Here is a 17,883-nt window from a genome sequence, read left to right on the forward strand (position 1 = left end):
GGCGGGACCGCCCTGGCCGCGGCCGCCGCCGCGCTGGCCGCCTGCCTGGCGCTGGGCGCCGCCTGGCTGCGCCGCCAGGCAAGGCAGGCGCGGCAGGCCTGGCAGCGCGGGCAGGCCGCGGCGGCCGTGGCGCGCGAGCTGGCCTTCCAGCAGCGCCTCGTCGATGCCCTACCCAACCCGCTGTTCCTCAAGGACGACCAAGGCCGCTACACCACGGTGAACCGGGCCTTCGAAGCCGCCTACGGCGTGCGGCGCGAGGACCTGATCGGCCGCACGGTGCTGGAGCTGCAGGTGCTCGATGCTGCCGCACGCGAGGAGGCGCACCGCTGCGACATGGAGGTGGTGCGCAGCGGTGGGCGCGTCCAGCGGGCGTTCGAAAACCACTGGGCCGACGGGCGGCTGCACCAGACGCTGTTCTGGGCCCAGGGCCTGCATGCGCCGGACGGCAGCACGGCCGGCATGGTCGGCGTGCTGCTGGACATCAGCGAGCAGGCGCAGGCGCGCGCGGCGCTGCGCGAGCGCGAGCGCTTGCTGCGCGATCTGCTGGAGTCCGCACCCGGCGCGGTGGTGGCGGCCGACGGCAGCGGTCGGGTGCTGTTCCACAACCAGAACGCGCTGGAGATGTTCGGCGTCGATGCCCAGACGCTGGCAGCGCAGGGCATGCGGGCGCGCTACGTCGATCCCTCGCAGCGCGCCGTGCTGATGGAGTGCCTGTGGCGCGACGGCTTCGCGCGCGTCTCGGACCTGGAGATGCTGCGCGGCGACGGCAGCCGCTTCTGGGCCCAGCTCTCGTTCACGCGCGGCAGCTTCGGCGGGCAGCCCGACGTGGCCTTCGGCTGGTGCGTGGACATCACCGAACGCAGGCGCACGGCCCAGGCCATGCAGGCCGCCAGGGATGCGGCCGAAGCGGCAGCGGCGGCCAAGTCGGACTTCCTGGCCAACATGAGCCACGAGATCCGCACGCCGCTGAACACCATCATCGGCCAGGCCCATCTGGCGCTGCAGGGTGCGTTGAGCGCGGCCCAGCGCATGCACGTGCAGAAGGCCAGCAGCGCGGCCCAGGCCCTGCTGGCCATCGCCAACGACGTGCTGGATTTCTCGCGCACCGAGTCGGGCCGGCTGGTGCTGCAGGAGGCCGATTTCGACCTGGATGCGCTGCTGGCGCGGCTGCAGGCGCGCCACGGGCCGCAGGCGGCCGACAAGGGCCTGGCGCTGCGCCTGGAGGCCGACGATGCCGTGCCACGGCAGCTGCACAGCGACGTGCAGCGGCTCGAGCAGGTGCTGGGCCAGCTGCTGGGCAATGCCCTGAAGTTCACCGAGCAGGGCGAGGTGGTGCTGCAGTGCCGGCACCGGCCGGCGGACGACGAAGGCGTGGTGCTGGAGATCGCCGTGCGCGACACCGGCATCGGCATCGCGCCCGAGCAGCTGGGCCAGCTGTTCCAGCCGTTCCGGCAGGTGGACGGCTCGAGCACGCGGCGCTTCGGCGGGCTCGGGCTGGGGCTGGCGCTGGCCCGGCGCCTGGCCAGCGCGGCCGGCGGCTCCATCACGGCGCAGAGCGCCCCGGGCGCGGGCACCTGCGTGCAGCTGCAATGGCCGTGCCGCATGGGCGCGGGGCTGCGGACGCAGGAGGCGCCACTGGAGCCGGCCGCGGCCGGCTGGATGAGCGGCGACCTGGCCGCGCTGACCGACGCCCAGGCCCGCAGCGGGCTGGCACGCTTGTGTGAGATGCTGGAGTCCATGGACGGCGACACCGGAACGCAACTCCATGCCATGCGGCCCTGGCTGCAGCAGCGATTGCCGCCGGCGCAGCTGCAGCAACTGGTGCGCCTGGTGCAGCGCTACGACCTGGAGGATGCGCTGGCGCTGCTGCGCGCCAGCCCGGCCCTGGCGTCCTGGCTGCCGGAGGCGGCATGAGCAGCGCTGCGCCCCAGGGTGCTCCGGCGGGCACGGCGCCGGCCGCCCCTGCCCAGGGTTTCGCCTGGCCGGGCCTGCGCGGCCGGCCGGCCGCGGTGCCGCCCGTGGTGCGCCATGCGGCCGCGGCCCTGGCGCTGGCTTGGCTGGCGCTGGTGGCGGGCCTGGGCTGGTGGGTCTCGCAGCGGCTCCTGGCCGCGCAGCTGGACAGCCTGGCCGCCGGCGCCGACCACGATGCCGAGGCCACCGCACGCATCGTGAACCGGCTGTTCACCGAGATGGTCAGCGTGTCCAACATGGTGGCGCGCCAGGGCCTGGTGATCCAGGTCGCCACGCGCTACCGCCTCGATGCGCCCGGCGCGGCCCGGCTGACGCGCCAGCAGCGCGCCGCACAGTTCACGCGCGACCCCCAGGTGCGCGAAGTCGGCGACTACATGAACGCGGTGGCGAGCGATCTGCGCTACGGCCGCATCTACATGAACAACCTGTCGGACGACACGGTGGCCGCCAGCAACTGGGACCAGGACGACAGCATCGTGGGCCAGATCTATGGCGGACGCACCTACCTGATCGATGCGCTGCGCGACGGTGTGGGCAAGCAGTTCGGTATCGGCCGGCTCAACAACATTCCGGCCTATTTCGTGGCCAGCCGGATCGAAGGACCGCGCGGCGTGCCGCAGGGCTCGGTCACGGTCAAGTTCGACGCGCCGGACATGGCGCCGTACCTGGCGGGGCGGCACATCGCGTTGATCGTGAGCCCGCAGGGGCGCGTCATCACCGCTTCGGCCGAGCGCTTCATGCTGCGCAACGTGGCAGCGCTGCTGCCCGGCGCCACGGTGCGGCCGTCCGACGGGGGCGAGGCGCTCGGGCAGCCGCTGGACGTGCGGGCGCCGGCCGATCCGGTCTACGCCGACCACTGGCTCATCGAGGGCCGGCCCTACCTGCTGCGGCGCCAGCCGCTGTCCGATCCGCAGTACCAGCTGCTCACGCTGACGTCGCTGGACGGGCTGGCGCCCATGCGCCAGCGGCACGCCCTCGTCACCGGCATGGTCGCGGTGCTCGGCCTGGTGCTGGTGCTGGTGGGCAGCCGCGTCGCCGGCAGGATGGTGGTGCAGCGCCGTGAGGAGCTGCGGCTGGCCGCCGAGCATGCAGCCTTCCTGCAGGCGCTGATGGACCGCATCCCGAACCCGATCTTCTACAAGGACGACGAAGGCCGCTTTCTGGGCTGCAACAAGGCCTATGGCCAGGCGTTCGGCCTGCAGCCTGCCGAGCTGATCGGCAAGACCGTGCTGGACCTGCCCTACGTGCCGCAGCGCGAGGCCGGGCACGCCGAGCAGCTGGCGCTGGTGCGCAGCGGCGGCATGCTGAGCCGCGAGGCGCAGTTCGGCTTCGCCGACGGGCGCGTGCACACCACGCTGTTCTCGGTCAGTGCCATCCGCATGGCCGACGACAGCAGCGCCGGCCTGGTGGGCGTGATCGTGGACGTGACGCCGCTCAAGGACGCGCAGCAGCAGCTGCAGGATGCCAACGAGCGGCTGCAGGTGGCCCAGGACGCCGGCGGCATCGGTGTGTACGACCTGGACATGCGCAGCGGGCGCGGCTATTGGGCGCCGCAGCTCGAACGCCTGTACGGCCTGGCACCGGGCAGCTACGACGGCAGCCCGCAGTTCTGGGAGCGGCACGTGCACCTGGAGGACCGTGAGCGCGCCGCCGAGTCGTTCCGCGCGGCCATCGCGGACCCGCAGGTCCGCGACTTCCAGCACGAGTTCCGCGTGCCGCTGCCCGACGGCCGCATCCGTTCGGTGCAGAGCGCGGGCCGCGTGCTGCGTGACGAGGCGGGCCGGGCACGCCGCGTGATCGGCGTGGCCATCGACATCACGGCGCTGGCGCAGGCACGCGACGCCGCGGGCGCGGCCAACCAGGCCAAGAGCGACTTCCTGGCCAACATGAGCCACGAGATCCGCACGCCGATGAATGCGGTGATCGGCATGTCGCATCTGGCGCTGCGCACGCAGCTCACGCCGCAGCAGCGCGACTACCTGAACAAGATCCAGCAGTCGGGCCAGCACCTGATGGGCATCCTCAACGACATCCTGGACTTCTCCAAGGTGGAGGCCGGCAAGCTGGAGGTGGAGCACATCCCGTTCGAGCTCGACCGCGTGATCGACACGGTGGCCGGCGTCATCGCCGACCGTGCCAACGCCAAGCGGCTGGAACTGGTCTGCGACGTGGCGGCCGACGTGCCGCAGCAGCTCAGGGGCGACCCGCTGCGGCTGGGCCAGATCCTCATCAACTACGCCAGCAACGCGATCAAGTTCACCGAGGCGGGCAAGGTCGACATCCGCGTGCGCGTGCTGGAGTTCGGGCGCGGCGGCGGCGAGGGCGGCGAGGGCGGGCCGCAGGTGCTGCTGCGCTTCGAGGTGCGCGACACCGGCATCGGCCTGACCGAGGAACAGCAGCAGCGGCTGTTCCGCAGCTTCGAGCAGGCCGACAGCTCGATCACGCGCCAGTACGGCGGCACCGGGCTGGGCCTGGCCATCAGCAAGCGGCTGGCCGGCCTGATGGGCGGCGAGGTGGGCGTGGAAAGCGTGCCGGGCCGCGGCTCCACGTTCTGGTTCACGGCGCGGCTGGGCCTGGGCGAGCGGCGCGGCCGGCCTGTGCTGCCGCAGATCGACCTGCGCGGGCGCCGTGTGCTGGTGGTGGACGACAACGCGCACGCCGCGCAGGTGCTGTCCGAGCTGCTGGCGGCGCAGTCCTTCGAAGTGCGCACGGTGCTGAGCGGTGCCGAGGCCGTGGCCCAGGTGCGCGAGGCCTGCGAGGCCGGCACGCCCTTCGACACCGTGATGCTGGACTGGCAGATGCCCGGCATGGACGGGCTGCAGACCGCGGCGCGCATCCGTGCGCTGGGCATGGCGCCGCTGCCGCGCATGGTGATCGTCACGGCCTATGGCCGCGAGGAGGTGATCCGCAGCGCGCAGGAGGCCGGCATCGACCACCTGATGCTCAAGCCGGTCAGCGCCTCCGTGCTGTTTGACACCATGATGCGCGTGCTCGGCGAGCATGCCGGCGATGCACCCGCGGCCGCCGCCGCGCAGGAGCGCCGCACGCCGGCGCTGCATGCGCTGGAGCCGCTGCGCGGTGCGCGCATCCTGCTCGTGGAAGACAACGAACTGAACCAGCAGGTGGCTTGCGAGCTGCTGCAGGCCGCCGGCTTCGCCGTCGATGTGGCGGCCGACGGCCGGCAGGCACTCGACCGCATCGCCGCCACCACGCAGCCTGGCGCCATGCCCTACGACCTGGTGCTGATGGACATGCAGATGCCGGTGCTGGACGGCGTCGGCGCCACGCGCCTGCTGCGCCAGGACGCGCGCCATGCCGGTCTGCCGATCCTGGCCATGACGGCCAATGCCATGGCTGCGGACCGCCAGCGCTGTCTGGAGGCCGGCATGCAGGACTTCGTCGCCAAGCCGATCGAGCCCGACGCGCTGTGGCGCGCCCTGGCCCAGTGGATCCGCCCACGCGAGGGCCTGGGCGGCCTGCCGGTGGCGGTGCCGGCCGTGGTGGCGCAGGACGATGCGCCCGTGCTGGCCCGGCCCGTGCCGGGCCTGGACGTGGCCAAGGGACTGCGCCGCGTGCTGGGCAAGCGTTCGCTGTACCTGGCGCTGCTGGGCAAGTTCGTGCAGGGCCAGCGCGACGCCGCGGCCGCGGTGCGCCAGGCCGTGGCTGCGGGCGACCGGGCCACGGCCGAACGGCTGGCCCACACGCTCAAGGGCGTGGCGGGGAACATCGGCGCGCTGCAGTTGCAGGGCCTGGCCGCGGAGCTGGAGGAGGGCTTGCGGAGCGGGGCATCGGCCGATCGGCTGGAGGCGCTGCTGGACGCCGTGGCCACGCCCTTGCAGGCGCTGGTGCAGGCGATCGAAAGCCAGCTGCCGGACGCGGTGCTTGAACCGCGCGCCGCCGCCGTGACCCCGGCCCAGTCGACGGAACTGCTGCAGCGGCTGGCCGCACTGCTGGCGGACAACGATGCCGATGCGCAGGACCTGATCAGCAGCGAGGCGGCGGTGTTCCAGGCCGTGCTGGGCACCGAGGCCTTCGAGGCCTTGCGGCAGGCGGCGGCCGCTTACGACTTCGAGGCCGGCGCCGAGCTCGTGCGCAAGGCGCTGAGCGCTTGACTCTCCCGCCGAGAGCCTGCTTTCCTACAGGCGCAGCGGGGCGGCGGCGGGATGATGGGTTCTCGGTGCATCCAGACAAGGTGCTTTCTGGGAAGCGGATGCATCGATTGGGCTGCCCTCGGGCAGCCCTTTTTCTTGCCGGTGCTCAAGGCACGCGGTGGCAGAAGCAGCAAACGCAAGTGACGATGGCGATGGCCAGCAACGTGCCCAACATGGGTGCCTCCCGGGTGGATCGCCGCGCGGGTTGCGCGGTCCCTTCGTCCAGGTTGGTCGGTGGAGCGGTCCGCCGCTGTCGGACAGTGCCGGGATGCGGCGCCCGCCGAACGTCAATCCACCTGCGCGCCCGAGGCCTTCACGAGCTTTTGGTACTTGGCCAGTTCGGCCTGCATGAAGGCGCCGAACTGGGCGGAAGTACTGGGCACGGGCTCGGCCAGCAGGTTGGCGAAGCGCTGGCGCGTCTCCTCCGATTGCAATGCCGCGACGAAAGCGTGGTTCAGCCGTTCCAGCACGTCGGCGGGCGTGCCGGCCGGCGCGACCAGGCCCCACCAGGTGTCGATGGCGAAGCCCTTGAGCGTGTCGGCCACGGGCGGCACCTCGGGCAGGGCCGGCGAGCGCTGCGCCGTGGTGACGGCCAGGGCCTTGAGCTTGCCCGAACGGATGCCGGGCGCGGCCGTGGCCAGGTTGTCGAAGTTGAAATCGACCTGGCCCGACAGCAGCGCCAGCTGGGCCGGGTTGCCGCCGTTGTAGGGAATGTGCAGCGCGAAGATGCCGGCCTGGGCCTTGAACATCTCGCCGGCCAGGTGACCGGCGCTGCCGTTGCCGCCCGAGCCGTAGTTCAGCTTGGCCGGGTTGGCCTTGGCGTAGGCGATGAGGTCGGCCACGGTGGCGATCTTGAGCCGTTGCGCGGTCTCGGCGTTCATGACCAGCACGTTGGGCACGCGCACCATCTGCGTGATGGGCGCGAAGTCGCGCGCGGCATCGAACGGCATCCTGCGGTACAGCCAGGGGTTCACGGCGTGGGTGGCGGTGGCGGCGATGCCGATGGTCAGGCCGTCGTGCGGCGCCTTGGCCACGGCGTCGGCACCGATGTTGCCGCCGGCGCCTGGCTTGTTCTCGATGATCACGGTGCCGAGCTGGTCCTTCACGCGCTCGGCCAGCACGCGGGCCGTGACGTCGATGGGGCCGCCGGCGGCGTAGGGCACGATCAGCCGGATGGGCTTGTTCTGGGCCAGCGCGGGCACGGCGGCCACGGCCAGGGCGGAGAGCAGCACGGCGCGGCGCAGGGCGTTGATGCGGGTCATGCTGGGGCTTTGTCGGCTTCGGTGGTGAAGGCGTCGGCGAAGAATTCCTCGGGCGGCAGGCCGGCTTCGGCGCTGTAGTCGGCGCGGGCCGAGTCGACCACGATGGGCGCGCCGCAGGCGTAGACCTGGTGGCCCGAGAGGTCGGGCAGGTCTTCCAGCACGGCGCGGTGCACGAAGCCGGTGCGGCCGGTCCAGTTGTCTTCGGGTAGGGCGTTGGAGATGACCGGCACATAGCGCAGGTTGGGCATCTCGGCCAGCTTTTGGCGCAGCCAGGCGTCCATGTACAGGTCGGCCGGGCGGCGGCCGCCCCAGTAGACCGTGGCGGGGCGCGTGCTGGCCTTGAACTGCAGCTGCTCGATGACGGCCTTGATCGGCGCGAAGCCCGTGCCCGAGGCCAGCAGCACGATGGGCTTGTCGGAGTCCTCGCGCAGGAAGAAGCTGCCGTAAGGGCCTTCGATGCGCAGGATCTCCTTTTCCTTCATGGCGCCGAACACGTGGTCGGTGAACTTGCCGCCGGGCATGTGGCGGATGTGCAGCTCCACGCTGGGGCCCACGGGCGGCACGGCACCGGGCTGGCCGCCGGCGGTGTGCGGGGCGTTGGCCATGGAGTAGCTGCGGCGTGCACCGTCGCGCAGCAGGAACTCCACGTACTGGCCCGCGTGGTAGCGCATGGTGTCGTTGGCGGGCAGCTGCAGCCGGATGACCATCACGTCGTGCGAGACCTTGGTCAGGCTGGCCACGCGCGCAGGCATGCGCTTGATCGGGAAGGCGCTCTCGTCGGTGACCTGGCGCGATTCGAGCACCACGTCGCTGAGCGGCACGCCGCAGCAGGTGAGGATCAGGCCGGCGGCCTCTTCCTCGGCCGACAGCGCCTTGCTCTGGTGCGGCCCGTGCTCGACGCGGCCTTCCAGCATCTTGCACTTGCACGAGCCGCAGGCACCGTCCTTGCAGCCGTAGGGCAGGCCCACGCCCTGGCGGATGCCGGCGGCCAGGATGGCCTCGCCGGCGCTGGCTTCGAACGAACGGCCGCTGGGCTGCACGGTGATCTTGAAGGGGGGCGCGGCGGCCGGCGTCAGGGTCATCTTTGGGTATCCTCGTGGGCTTCTCGCCGCTTCAGTGAACCCAGGATTTTGCCTTCAAACCAGTTTCCGCTCGGCGCGCTGCCCGGGCGCTTTCGCCGCACACGCGTGCTGATCGTCGGCTGCGGCGACGTGGGGCAACGCGTGGCGGCCCGGCTGCCGGCCGGTGTGCGGGTGCTGGCGCTGACCTCGTCGGCCGAGCGCGTGGCTGGACTGCGCGCACAAGGCCTGGTGCCGCTGCGTGGCGACCTGGACGACGCGCGCTCGTTGCGCCGGCTGGCCGGCCTGGCCGACCGCGTGCTGCACCTGGCGCCGCCGCCGGGCGAGGGCGCGCGCGATGGGCGCACGCGCGCGCTGGGCCAGACCCTGCTGCGGCGCACGCGGCCGCGGGCCCTGGTCTACGGCTCCACCAGCGGCGTCTACGGCGACTGCGGCGGCGACTGGGTGGACGAGACGCGGCGGCCGGCGCCGCGCACGGAGCGCGCCCTGCGCAGGCTCGATGCCGAGGCGGCCGTGCGCTTCCTCGGCCGGGCCGGCGGCCTGCGCGCCAGCGTGCTGCGCATTCCGGGGATCTACGCGCCCGACCGCGCCGGCGGCACACCGCGCGAGCGGCTGGCCAAGGGCACGCCGGTGCTACGGGCCGAGGACGACGTCTACACCAACCACATCCATGCCGACGACCTCGCGCGCGCCTGCATCGCCGCGCTGTGGCGCGGCCGGGCGCAGCGTGTGGTCAACGCCAGCGACGACACCGCGCTCAAGATGGGCGACTACTTCGACCTGGCGGCCGATCTGTACGGCATGCCGCGGCCGCCGCGCGTGGCGGCCGAGGAGGCGCGCGGCCAACTGCCGCTGATGGTGCTGAGCTTCATGTCCGAGTCGCGCCGGCTGCTGAACCAGCGCCTCAAGCGCGAACTGCGGTTGGCGCTGCACTACCCGACGGTGGCGTCCGGGCTGCGCTGATCAGATGCCCTTTGGCTTGCGCAGGGTGCTCATGCGGTCGACGGGCTTGACGGTCAAGGTCTTCACGTCCGCGCCCTGCAGCACGGTCAGCTGTACCTCGGCCTGGGCATCGGCGCGGTCCCAGAGCTTCTTGTAGAAGCCTTCCAGCGTGGTCACCTTGGTGCCGTCCACGGCCAGCACCACGTCGCCGGGCTGCAGGCCGGCCGCCCAGGCCGGGCTGGCCTTGCCCACACGCGCGACCTGCACGCGGCCGGACAGCTCCACCGAGTTGAGGCCCAGCCAGGGCCGCCTGCTGAGCCGGGTGGTGCCGGTGCTCTGCATCTCCGCGAGGATGGGCTTGAGCAAGTCCACCGGCACGAACATGTTGCCGGGCAGCCGCTGGCCCGTGCCCAGTGCGTCCATCACGAGCAGGCTGCCGATGCCGACCAGCTCGCCCCGCTGGTTGAACAGCGGCGCGCCGGAGTGGTTGGCGATCGGCGGGCTCGTGAACAGGGCGGTGTCGATGAAGTATTCCCAATAGCCCGAGAAGGCGCGCTTGCCGACCAGCTGGGTCATGGCCACGTCGCCGCCGTTGCCGCCGGTGGCCGTCATCAATGCCATGCCGGGTTCGAGCTCCGGGAGGCTGCCCAGCGGCACGGCCGCCACGCCGCGCAGCGGCAGCAGCGGGCGCAGCAGGCCGAAGCCGGTCGCCAGGTCGTAGGCCACCGCCTGCGCTGGCAGCCGCCGGCCGTCCTGCGTGACGATCTGGATGTGCTCGGCCTCCAGCATCAGGTAGCCGATGGTGAGGATCAGGCCGTCCGGGCCGATCACCACGCCAGAGCCCTGGCGCTGGCGCCCCAGGGTTTCGGCCGAGACGGCGTCCTCGTCGGACACGACCTGCACGCCGACCACGGCTGCGTGGGCGCGGCTCAGCGCGTCGATGGTCTGCTGGACGGGGGGCGGGGGAGTGGCTGCGAAACCAGGGCCCTGCGCAAACGCCAGGGCGAGGACGAGGCAGACACATCGGATGCTGCGCATGGCGAACTCCCGGAACTGGGGGCGATGCGCACAGAATGCACCTGGAAACATGCCACTGCAAGGCCCATGGGCAAGGGCCTTGCAGGGCGGGCGTCAGCCCTTGAGCTGCAGGTACTGGCCGTAGGCGAACACGGAGTTCGGTGCGCGCACGGTGGCCTGGCGCGGCCGCGGCAGCACGGCAGCGCGGCGGCGGCTGGGCGCGGCCTCGATCTCCACACCCTTGGCGCGCTGTTCGTCGGCGAGCTGGCGCAGCGAGATGCCCTGCATGTAGTCGAGCATGCAGGCGGACAGGCTGTCCCAGAGGTCGCCCGCCATCTTGGCGTCCGGATCACCTTGCGCCACGGCGCCTTGCGCATCCTGCGCGGCCTGGTCGTCCACGGCCAGGATGATGTCCGCCACGCTGATGGCGCTGGCCTTGCGCGCCAGCGTGTAGCCGCCGCCGGGGCCGCGTGCGCTCTCGACCAGGCCGGAACGGCGCAGCCGGCTGAACATCTGCTCCAGGTACGACAGCGAGATCTTTTGCCGGGCGCCGATGGCCGACAGCGTCACGGGACCCAGGTGTTCCCGCAGTGCGACGTCGATCATCGCGTTCACGGCGAAACGGCTCTTGGTGGTCAATCGCATGGCTGGGCTCCTTGTTGTAGCGGACTGTGGGCGGAAAGAGGCAACTCTAAAGGTTCGGACACTTCGCGTATATTCGTATTTGAGACAAAAACACTTCGAGAAAAGCGATGGAACCTTCTGAACGGTTGACCCAGCTTTCGGCGGGAGGTTCCATGAACTTCAAGCATTTGCGCTATTTCTGGGTGGTGGCCAAGGCCGGTGGCGTGATGCGCGCCGGCGAGCAGTTGCACACCACGCCGCAAACGCTGTCGGGCCAGATCAAGCTGTTCGAGGACTGGATCGGGCACAAGCTGTTCCGCAAGGTCGGCCGCCGGCTCGAGCTGACCGAGCAGGGCCGCGTCGCGCTGGACTACGCCGAGGAGATCTTCGCGCTGGGCGCCGAACTGGAGACCTCGGTACGGCACAGGCGCGGCGAGCGTCGCTCGCTGGACTTTCGCGTGGGCGTTGCCGATGCGGTGGCCAAGTCGGTGGTCTACCAGCTGCTGGAGCCGGCCCTGGACGGGGCCGAGCCCGTGCGCCTGATCTGCCACGAGGGCAAGTACGAGGATCTGCTGGCCCAGCTCGCGCTGCACCGGCTGGACTTGCTGATCGCGGACGAACGCGTCTCGCCCAAAGTCAGCGTGCGTGCCTTCAACCACCTGCTGGGGCGCAGTCCCATGAGCTTTTTCTGTGCCGAGGGCCTGCGCGAACGGCTGGCCGGGGCCTTTCCGCAATGCCTGGACAACGCACCCATGCTGGTGCAGGGGCCGACGGCCTCGGTGCGCCGGCAGCTCGATCCCTGGCTGGTGCGGCACCGGCTGCGGCCGCGCATCGTCGGCGAGTTCGACGACACGGCGCTCATGAACGCCTTCGGCCGCGAGGGCCGCGGCGTGTTCATGGGACCGACCGTGCTGGAGGCGCAGATCGCCGCGCAATACCGCGTCGGCGTGCTGGGCCGCAGCGATGAGCTGGTCGAGGAGTTCTTCGCGATCTCGGTGGAGCGGCGCATCAGCCACCCGAGCGTGGCCGCCATCACGCATGCTGCGCGGGCCAAGCTGTTCCACGTCTGAGAGGATCGGGTGGGGCATGGACACGCAGCCTAAGGACATCGGCCGCCAGGCCGTGTAGGAGCAGGCGGACAAGGCGCTGTCGGCCCCCATGCCGAGCCCGGCGCCCACCGTCAGGGTTATCCTTGGGCGCCCGCTGCAGGGCGGCTCTCTAGAATCTGCTGCAGTGCAACGAGCACCAACCCGAGGAACGCAGTGCAGACCAAGAAGCCCAGCGCCGAGAAGCCGGCCCAGCGTGTGATCAAGAAGTATCCGAACCGCCGGCTCTACGACACGGACACTTCGACCTACATCACGCTGTCGGAGGTCAAGAAGCTGGTGATGGGCAATGAGCCTCTGGTCGTGCGGGACGCCAAGACCGGCGAAGACCTCACGCGTTCCATCCTGCTGCAGATCATCCTGGAAGAAGAGGCCGGCGGCGCCCCGTTGTTCACCGAGCAGGCGCTGGCGAACATCATCCGCTTCTACGGCAACACCATGCAGAGCTTCATCGGGCCCTACCTCGAGAAGAACATGCAGGCCTTCGTCGACATGCAGGCCAAACTGACCGAGCAGTCCAAGAGCATGTCGCCCGAGCTGTGGGCGCAGTTCCTGAGCATGCAGTCGCCCCTCATGCAGGGCATGATGGGCAGCTACGTGGAGCAGTCCAAGAACGTGTTCGTGCAGATGCAGGAGCAGATGCAGAAACAGACCGAGCAGTTGCTCGGCACCCTGGGCGTCAAGCGCTGAGATCCGCTGCCCGCATCGCGGCGACAATAGCGCGATGACCGTTGCGCAAGCCCCCACGAAAGCCCCGAAGATCGGCTTCGTCAGCCTTGGATGCCCCAAGGCCTTGACCGATTCCGAACTCATCCTCACGCAGTTGAGCGCCGAGGGCTACCAGACCAGCAAGACCTTCGAAGGCGCCGACCTGGTGATCGTCAACACCTGCGGCTTCATCGACGATGCGGTCAAGGAAAGCCTGGACACCATCGGCGAGGCGCTGGCCGACAATGGCCGCGTGATCGTGACTGGTTGCCTGGGCGCCAAGACCGGGCAGGGCGGTGGCAACATGGTGCGCGAGATGCACCCCAGCGTGCTGGCCGTGACCGGACCGCATGCCACGCAGGAAGTCATGGATGCCGTCCATGCCAACCTGCCCAAGCCGCACGACCCCTTCGTGGACCTGGTGCCAGCGCAAGGCATCAAGCTCACGCCCAAGCACTACGCCTACCTCAAGATCAGCGAGGGCTGCAACCACCGCTGCACCTTCTGCATCATCCCCTCGATGCGCGGCGACCTGGTGTCACGGCCCGTGGGCGACGTGCTCAAGGAGGCACGCGCGCTGTTCGAAGGCGGGGTCAAGGAACTGCTGGTCATCAGCCAGGACACCTCGGCCTATGGCGTGGACCTCAAGTACCGCACCGGTTTCTGGGACGGCAAGCCGGTCAAGACGCGCATGCTCGAGCTCGTGCAGGCGCTCGGCGAGCTGGCCGAGCCGCACGGCGCCTGGGTGCGCCTGCACTACGTCTATCCCTATCCCAGCGTGGACGACATCCTGCCGCTGATGGCCGCGGGGCGCGTGCTGCCCTACCTGGACGTGCCGCTGCAGCACAGCCACCCCGACGTGCTGCGTCGCATGAAGCGGCCGGCCAGCGGCGAGAAGAACCTGGAGCGCATCCAGCGCTGGCGCGAGATCTGTCCGGAGCTCGTGATCCGCAGCACCTTCATCGCCGGCTTCCCTGGCGAGACGGAGGAGGAGTTCGCCCACCTGCTCGACTTCATGCGCGAGGCGCAGATCGACCGCGCCGGCTGCTTCGCTTACAGCCCGGTCGAAGGCGCGGCTGCCAACACCATCGCGCCGATGCTGCCTTTGGCCCTGCGCGAGGAGCGCCGGGCGCGCTTCATGGCGGTGGCTGAAGAAGTGTCGGCTGCGCGCCTGCGCCGGCGCATCGGGGCCAACATGCAGGTCCTCGTGGATTCGGCGCCGGGCCTGGGCCGCAAGGGCGGCAAGGGCCGCAGCTACGCGGACGCACCCGAGATCGACGGCGTGGTCCACCTGCTGCCGCCGGAGAAGATCAGCAAGACGCTCAAGGTCGGCGAGTTCACGCGCGCCCGCATCGTCGGCACGCAGGGCCACGACCTCGTGGCGGTGCCGGTTTGATCTTGGTAGCGGCGAAGGCCTCGTCCCGTCGGGGAGGCTTTTCGCTTCCGGGTGGCTCGAAAACAAAAAAGCCGCTGATCGCTCAGCGGCCTCGTTGCGTTTCTTCTGATGTGTTCCAACCGATGGTTGGTGCCCAGGAAGGGACTCGAACCCCCACGATGTTACTCGCTAGTACCTGAAACTAGTGCGTCTACCAATTCCGCCACCTGGGCATCTCAGGAAGCCTACGATTCTAGCAATGTTTTTCAGGCCACTCGGCGTTTTGCGCTTCGAAGATCAAAAAAATTCAGATCGGAGAGTGGGGCGGCTGCCCGTGCACGTCATGCGTGGGGTTCTGCCGTTCGCTGCGTTTGCGTGCTTCGCGTCGTCCGTGGGGCCTGCACGCGCAACGATGGTTGTCGAGCGGGCAACAAAAAAGCCGCTGATGACTCAGCGGCTTCGTTGTGTTCTTTCCAATGTGTTCCAATCGATGATTGGTGCCCAGGAAGGGACTCGAACCCCCACGATGTTACTCGCTAGTACCTGAAACTAGTGCGTCTACCAATTCCGCCACCTGGGCATTTCAGGAAAGAAAGCGATCATATCATCAAAAATTCCAACTACACAACAAGCCTTCTCGAAGAAGTGGAAGGCACGGTCCAGGGACACCGCGATGGCCACGGTTTCGTGCAGCGCGACGATGGACAGTCGGACATCTATCTGCCATCCAACGAGATGCGCGCGGTGCTGCACAAGGACCGCGTCAAGGCGCGCGTCGTGCGCTACGACCGCAAGGGGCGGCCCGAAGGTCGCGTCGTCGAGATCGTCGAGCGCCCGCCGCAGCCCATCATCGGCCGGCTGTTGCAGGAGAGCGGCGTCTGGCTCGTCGCGCCCGAGGACAAGCGCTACGGCCAGGACATCCTGATCCCCAAGGGCGCGACCGGCACGGCCAAGCCCGGCCAGGTCGTCGTCGTCGAACTGACCGAGCCTCCGGCCCTGTACGGCCAGCCGGTCGGCCGCGTGAAGGAGGTGCTGGGCGAGGTCGACGACCCGGGCATGGAAATCGAGATCGCGGTGCGCAAGTACGACGTGCCGCACGTGTTCTCCGACGCCTGCATCGCGCTGGCGCGCACGCTGCCCGACAAGGTGCGGCCGCAGGACAAGCGCCAGCGCATCGACCTGACTGACGTGCCGCTGGTCACCATCGACGGTGAGGACGCGCGCGACTTCGACGATGCCGTCTATTGCGAGCCGACCAAGGTCGGCCGCAGCAAGGGCTGGCGTCTGCTGGTTGCGATTGCCGACGTGAGCCACTACGTGGAGACCGGCTCGGCCATCGACGTGGACGCCTACGAGCGCGCCACCAGCGTGTACTTCCCGCGCCGCGTGATTCCCATGCTGCCCGAGAAGCTGTCGAACGGTCTGTGCTCGCTGAATCCCGAGGTCGAGCGGCTGTGCATGGTGTGCGACATGCTCGTCACCTCCAAGGGCGAGGTGCACGCCTACCAGTTCTACCCTGCCGTGATGTTCAGCCATGCCCGCTTCACCTACACCGAGGTGGCGGCGATCCTGGCCAACACGCGCGGCCCCGAGGCCGTGCGCCGCAAGGCGCTGGTGCCGCAGCTGGAGCATCTGCACGACGTCTACCGCGCGCTTCTGGCCGCGCGCGGCAAGCGTGGCGCGGTCGACTTCGACACCATGGAGACGCAGATCGTCTGCGACGAGAACGGCCGCATCGAACGCATCGTGCCGCGCACGCGCAACGACGCCCACCGGCTCATCGAGGAGGCCATGCTGGCGGCGAACGTCTGCAGCGCCGACTTCATCGCGCAGAACAAGCGTCCGGGCCTGTACCGCGTGCACGAGGGCCCCACGCCCGAGAAGAAGGAGACGCTGCGCAACTATCTCAAGGCCGTCGGTGTCGGTCTCAGCATCAGCGACGACCCCACGCCCTCGGAGTTCCAGGCCATCGCCGAGGCGACCAAGGACCGGCCGGACGCGCAGCAGATCCACACCATGCTGTTGCGCTCCATGCAGCAGGCGATCTACACGCCGATCAACAGCGGCCACTTCGGGCTGGCCTACGAGGCCTACACGCACTTCACGAGCCCGATCCGGCGCTATCCGGACCTGCTGGTCCACCGCGTGATCAAGTCCATCCTCGCGCACAGCCGCTACCAGTTGCCGGCGCTGCCCACGCCCGGCGAGGCCCATGCCAAGCTGGCCAAGCGGCTGCAGAAGAACCAGGTCGCGCGCCTGGGCGACAAGGTGGCCGAGCCCGAACAGCGGCCGCGCAAGACCAACGCCGAGATGCAGGGCTGGGAGGCCGCGGGCCTGCATTGCAGCGCCAACGAGCGCCGCGCCGACGAGGCCAGCCGCGATGTCGAGGCCTGGCTCAAGTGCAAGTACATGCGCGAGCACCTGGGCGAGGAGTACAGCGGCGTCGTCACGGCGGCCACGAGCTTCGGCATCTTCGTCACGCTGGACGCGATGTACGTCGAGGGCCTGGTGCACATCACCGAACTGGGCGGCGAGTACTTCAAGTTCGACGAGGCGCGCCAGGAGCTGCGCGGCGAGCGCACCGGTATCCGCTATGCCGTGGGCACGCGGGTGCAGGTGCAGGTCAGCCGCGTCGACCTGGATGGGCGCAAGATCGATTTCCGGTTGATCCGCGAAGGCGACGAACTTGGGCCCCGTACCATCCGGGACAAGGCGGCGGCGCGCGAAGCCGCGGGCGATGCGCGCAGGGACGGCCCCAAGCGGCGCGAGGACAAGAGCGGCGGCCTGGCCAGGACGCTCAAGACCGCGGGCAAGAAGGCCGCGGCGAAGAACAAGTCACGCAGCCGTCGCTGAGCCAGGCATCCACAACGATCAATGCAAAAAGAAGGAGATCTCCATGGGTTCGAATGACAAAGTGGCCATCGTGACCGGTGCGGGCACCGGCATCGGCAAGGCCGCGGCGCTGGCGCTGGCGGCCGGTGGCTGGCGTGTGGTGCTGGCCGGGCGCCGGCCTGAGCCGTTGGAAGAGGTCAAAGCCGCCGCGGGCCAGGGCGCGCTGGTCGTGCCGACGGACGTGGCCGACGCGGCCTCGGTGGCGGCACTGTTCGACACCGCGGTCAAGGCCCATGGCCGCGTGGATCTGCTGTTCAACAACGCCGGTGTCAACGCGCCCGGTGTCCCGCTCGAAGACCTCACGCTGGAGCAGTGGAAGAACGTGGTCGACATCAACCTGACCGGCATGTTCCTGTGCATCCAGCAGGCCTTCCGCGTCATGAAGTCGCAGACGCCGCGGGGCGGCCGCATCATCAACAACGGCTCGATCTCGGCCACCGCGCCGCGGCCGAATTCGATCGCCTACACCTCGACCAAGCATGCCGTCCAGGGCCTGACCAAGTCGGCCTCGCTGGATGGGCGCAAGTACGACATCGCGGTCGGGCAGATCGACGTGGGCAATGCCGCCACCGAAATGGCCATGCGCATGGCCAAGGGTGTGCCGCAGGCCAATGGCGAGATCGCGGTCGAGCCGCTGATGGACGTCAACATCGTCGGCCAGTCCGTGCTCTACATGGCCAACCTGCCACTGCAGGCCAACGTGCTGTTCCACACCGTCATGGCCACCAAGATGCCGTTCGTCGGCCGCGGCTGAGC

The 17,883-nt window shown here is 69.7% G+C and carries 12 protein-coding genes and 2 tRNA genes; 8 read left to right on the forward strand and 6 right to left on the reverse strand.

The window, feature by feature from the left end; translation table 11 throughout:
* Positions 1-126 precede the first annotated feature (126 nt).
* Complete coding sequence (locus IE209_RS34435; protein WP_189688251.1) at positions 127-1,914, forward strand: PAS domain S-box protein; 1,788 nt, start codon at positions 127-129, stop codon at positions 1,912-1,914.
* Positions 1,911-6,083: a response regulator gene (locus IE209_RS17615; RefSeq protein WP_189688252.1), complete on the forward strand. Its 4,173-nt coding sequence runs from the start codon at positions 1,911-1,913 to the stop codon at positions 6,081-6,083. Before IE209_RS34435 ends, IE209_RS17615 begins: the two co-directional genes overlap by 4 nt.
* Before the next feature lie 326 nt (positions 6,084-6,409).
* Here IE209_RS17615 and IE209_RS17620 read toward each other — a convergent pair whose 3' ends face one another.
* The gene (locus tag IE209_RS17620) at positions 6,410-7,384 is read right to left on the reverse strand and encodes a Bug family tripartite tricarboxylate transporter substrate binding protein (RefSeq protein ID WP_189688253.1); all 975 of its coding nucleotides are present in this window, start codon (positions 7,382-7,384) and stop codon (positions 6,410-6,412) included.
* Entirely contained in the window at positions 7,381-8,466 is a 1,086-nt protein-coding gene (locus IE209_RS17625) for a CDP-6-deoxy-delta-3,4-glucoseen reductase (protein WP_189688254.1), read from the reverse strand. The genes IE209_RS17620 and IE209_RS17625 overlap by 4 nt, the downstream gene beginning before the upstream one ends.
* Positions 8,467-8,514: 48 nt before the next feature.
* Between IE209_RS17625 and IE209_RS17630 the strand changes: the two genes are divergently transcribed.
* Positions 8,515-9,426 (forward strand): SDR family oxidoreductase, encoded by a 912-nt coding sequence (locus tag IE209_RS17630; protein ID WP_189688255.1) that lies wholly within the window; start codon positions 8,515-8,517, stop codon positions 9,424-9,426.
* Here the strand turns inward: IE209_RS17630 and IE209_RS17635 are convergent, their stop codons facing one another.
* Complete coding sequence (locus IE209_RS17635; RefSeq protein WP_189688256.1) at positions 9,427-10,443, reverse strand: S1C family serine protease; 1,017 nt, start codon at positions 10,441-10,443, stop codon at positions 9,427-9,429.
* 93 nt (positions 10,444-10,536) lie between these two features.
* Complete coding sequence (locus IE209_RS17640) at positions 10,537-11,067, reverse strand: Rrf2 family transcriptional regulator (protein ID WP_145550438.1); 531 nt, start codon at positions 11,065-11,067, stop codon at positions 10,537-10,539.
* A gap of 152 nt (positions 11,068-11,219) precedes the next feature.
* Between IE209_RS17640 and nhaR the strand changes: the two genes are divergently transcribed.
* From nhaR to rimO, 3 genes are all read left to right on the forward strand, one after another.
* Positions 11,220-12,116 carry a transcriptional activator NhaR gene (gene nhaR, locus IE209_RS17645; protein WP_189688257.1) on the forward strand — a complete coding sequence of 299 codons (897 nt, stop codon included), beginning with the start codon at positions 11,220-11,222 and terminating at the stop codon, positions 12,114-12,116.
* Between the two features lie 192 nt (positions 12,117-12,308).
* Entirely contained in the window at positions 12,309-12,842 is a 534-nt protein-coding gene (gene phaR / locus IE209_RS17650) for a polyhydroxyalkanoate synthesis repressor PhaR (protein ID WP_189688258.1), read from the forward strand.
* A gap of 34 nt (positions 12,843-12,876) precedes the next feature.
* Positions 12,877-14,256, forward strand: a complete 1,380-nt coding sequence (rimO, locus tag IE209_RS17655) for a 30S ribosomal protein S12 methylthiotransferase RimO (RefSeq protein ID WP_189688259.1) — start codon at positions 12,877-12,879, stop codon at positions 14,254-14,256.
* A gap of 127 nt (positions 14,257-14,383) precedes the next feature.
* Here the strand turns inward: rimO and IE209_RS17660 are convergent.
* A tRNA-Leu gene (locus IE209_RS17660) sits at positions 14,384-14,468 on the reverse strand.
* Between the two features lie 262 nt (positions 14,469-14,730).
* A tRNA-Leu gene (locus tag IE209_RS17665) sits at positions 14,731-14,815 on the reverse strand.
* Positions 14,816-14,838: 23 nt separating this feature from the next.
* Here IE209_RS17665 and rnr point away from each other — a divergent pair.
* Together rnr and IE209_RS17675 are read left to right on the forward strand one after the other, a co-directional pair.
* Positions 14,839-17,088 carry a ribonuclease R gene (gene rnr, locus IE209_RS17670; RefSeq protein WP_189688361.1) on the forward strand — a complete coding sequence of 750 codons (2,250 nt, stop codon included), beginning with the start codon at positions 14,839-14,841 and terminating at the stop codon, positions 17,086-17,088.
* 43 nt (positions 17,089-17,131) lie between these two features.
* Positions 17,132-17,881 carry an SDR family oxidoreductase gene (locus IE209_RS17675; protein ID WP_189688260.1) on the forward strand — a complete coding sequence of 250 codons (750 nt, stop codon included), beginning with the start codon at positions 17,132-17,134 and terminating at the stop codon, positions 17,879-17,881.
* Positions 17,882-17,883: the final 2 nt, after the last annotated feature.

The organism is Pseudorhodoferax aquiterrae (assembly GCF_014652235.1).
GTDB lineage: Bacteria > Pseudomonadota > Gammaproteobacteria > Burkholderiales > Burkholderiaceae_C > Pseudorhodoferax > Pseudorhodoferax aquiterrae.

Coding starts and splice junctions, on each gene's coding strand:
- IE209_RS17615 (WP_189688252.1), top strand. CDS start 1,911: ATGAGCAGCGCTGCGCCCCAGGGTGCTCCGGCGGGCACGGCGCCGGCC.
- IE209_RS17620 (WP_189688253.1), bottom strand. CDS start 7,384: ATGACCCGCATCAACGCCCTGCGCCGCGCCGTGCTGCTCTCCGCCCTG.
- IE209_RS17625 (WP_189688254.1), bottom strand. CDS start 8,466: ATGACCCTGACGCCGGCCGCCGCGCCCCCCTTCAAGATCACCGTGCAG.
- IE209_RS17635 (WP_189688256.1), bottom strand. CDS start 10,443: ATGCGCAGCATCCGATGTGTCTGCCTCGTCCTCGCCCTGGCGTTTGCG.
- IE209_RS17640 (WP_145550438.1), bottom strand. CDS start 11,067: ATGCGATTGACCACCAAGAGCCGTTTCGCCGTGAACGCGATGATCGAC.
- nhaR (WP_189688257.1), top strand. CDS start 11,220: ATGAACTTCAAGCATTTGCGCTATTTCTGGGTGGTGGCCAAGGCCGGT.
- rimO (WP_189688259.1), top strand. CDS start 12,877: ATGACCGTTGCGCAAGCCCCCACGAAAGCCCCGAAGATCGGCTTCGTC.
- IE209_RS17675 (WP_189688260.1), top strand. CDS start 17,132: ATGGGTTCGAATGACAAAGTGGCCATCGTGACCGGTGCGGGCACCGGC.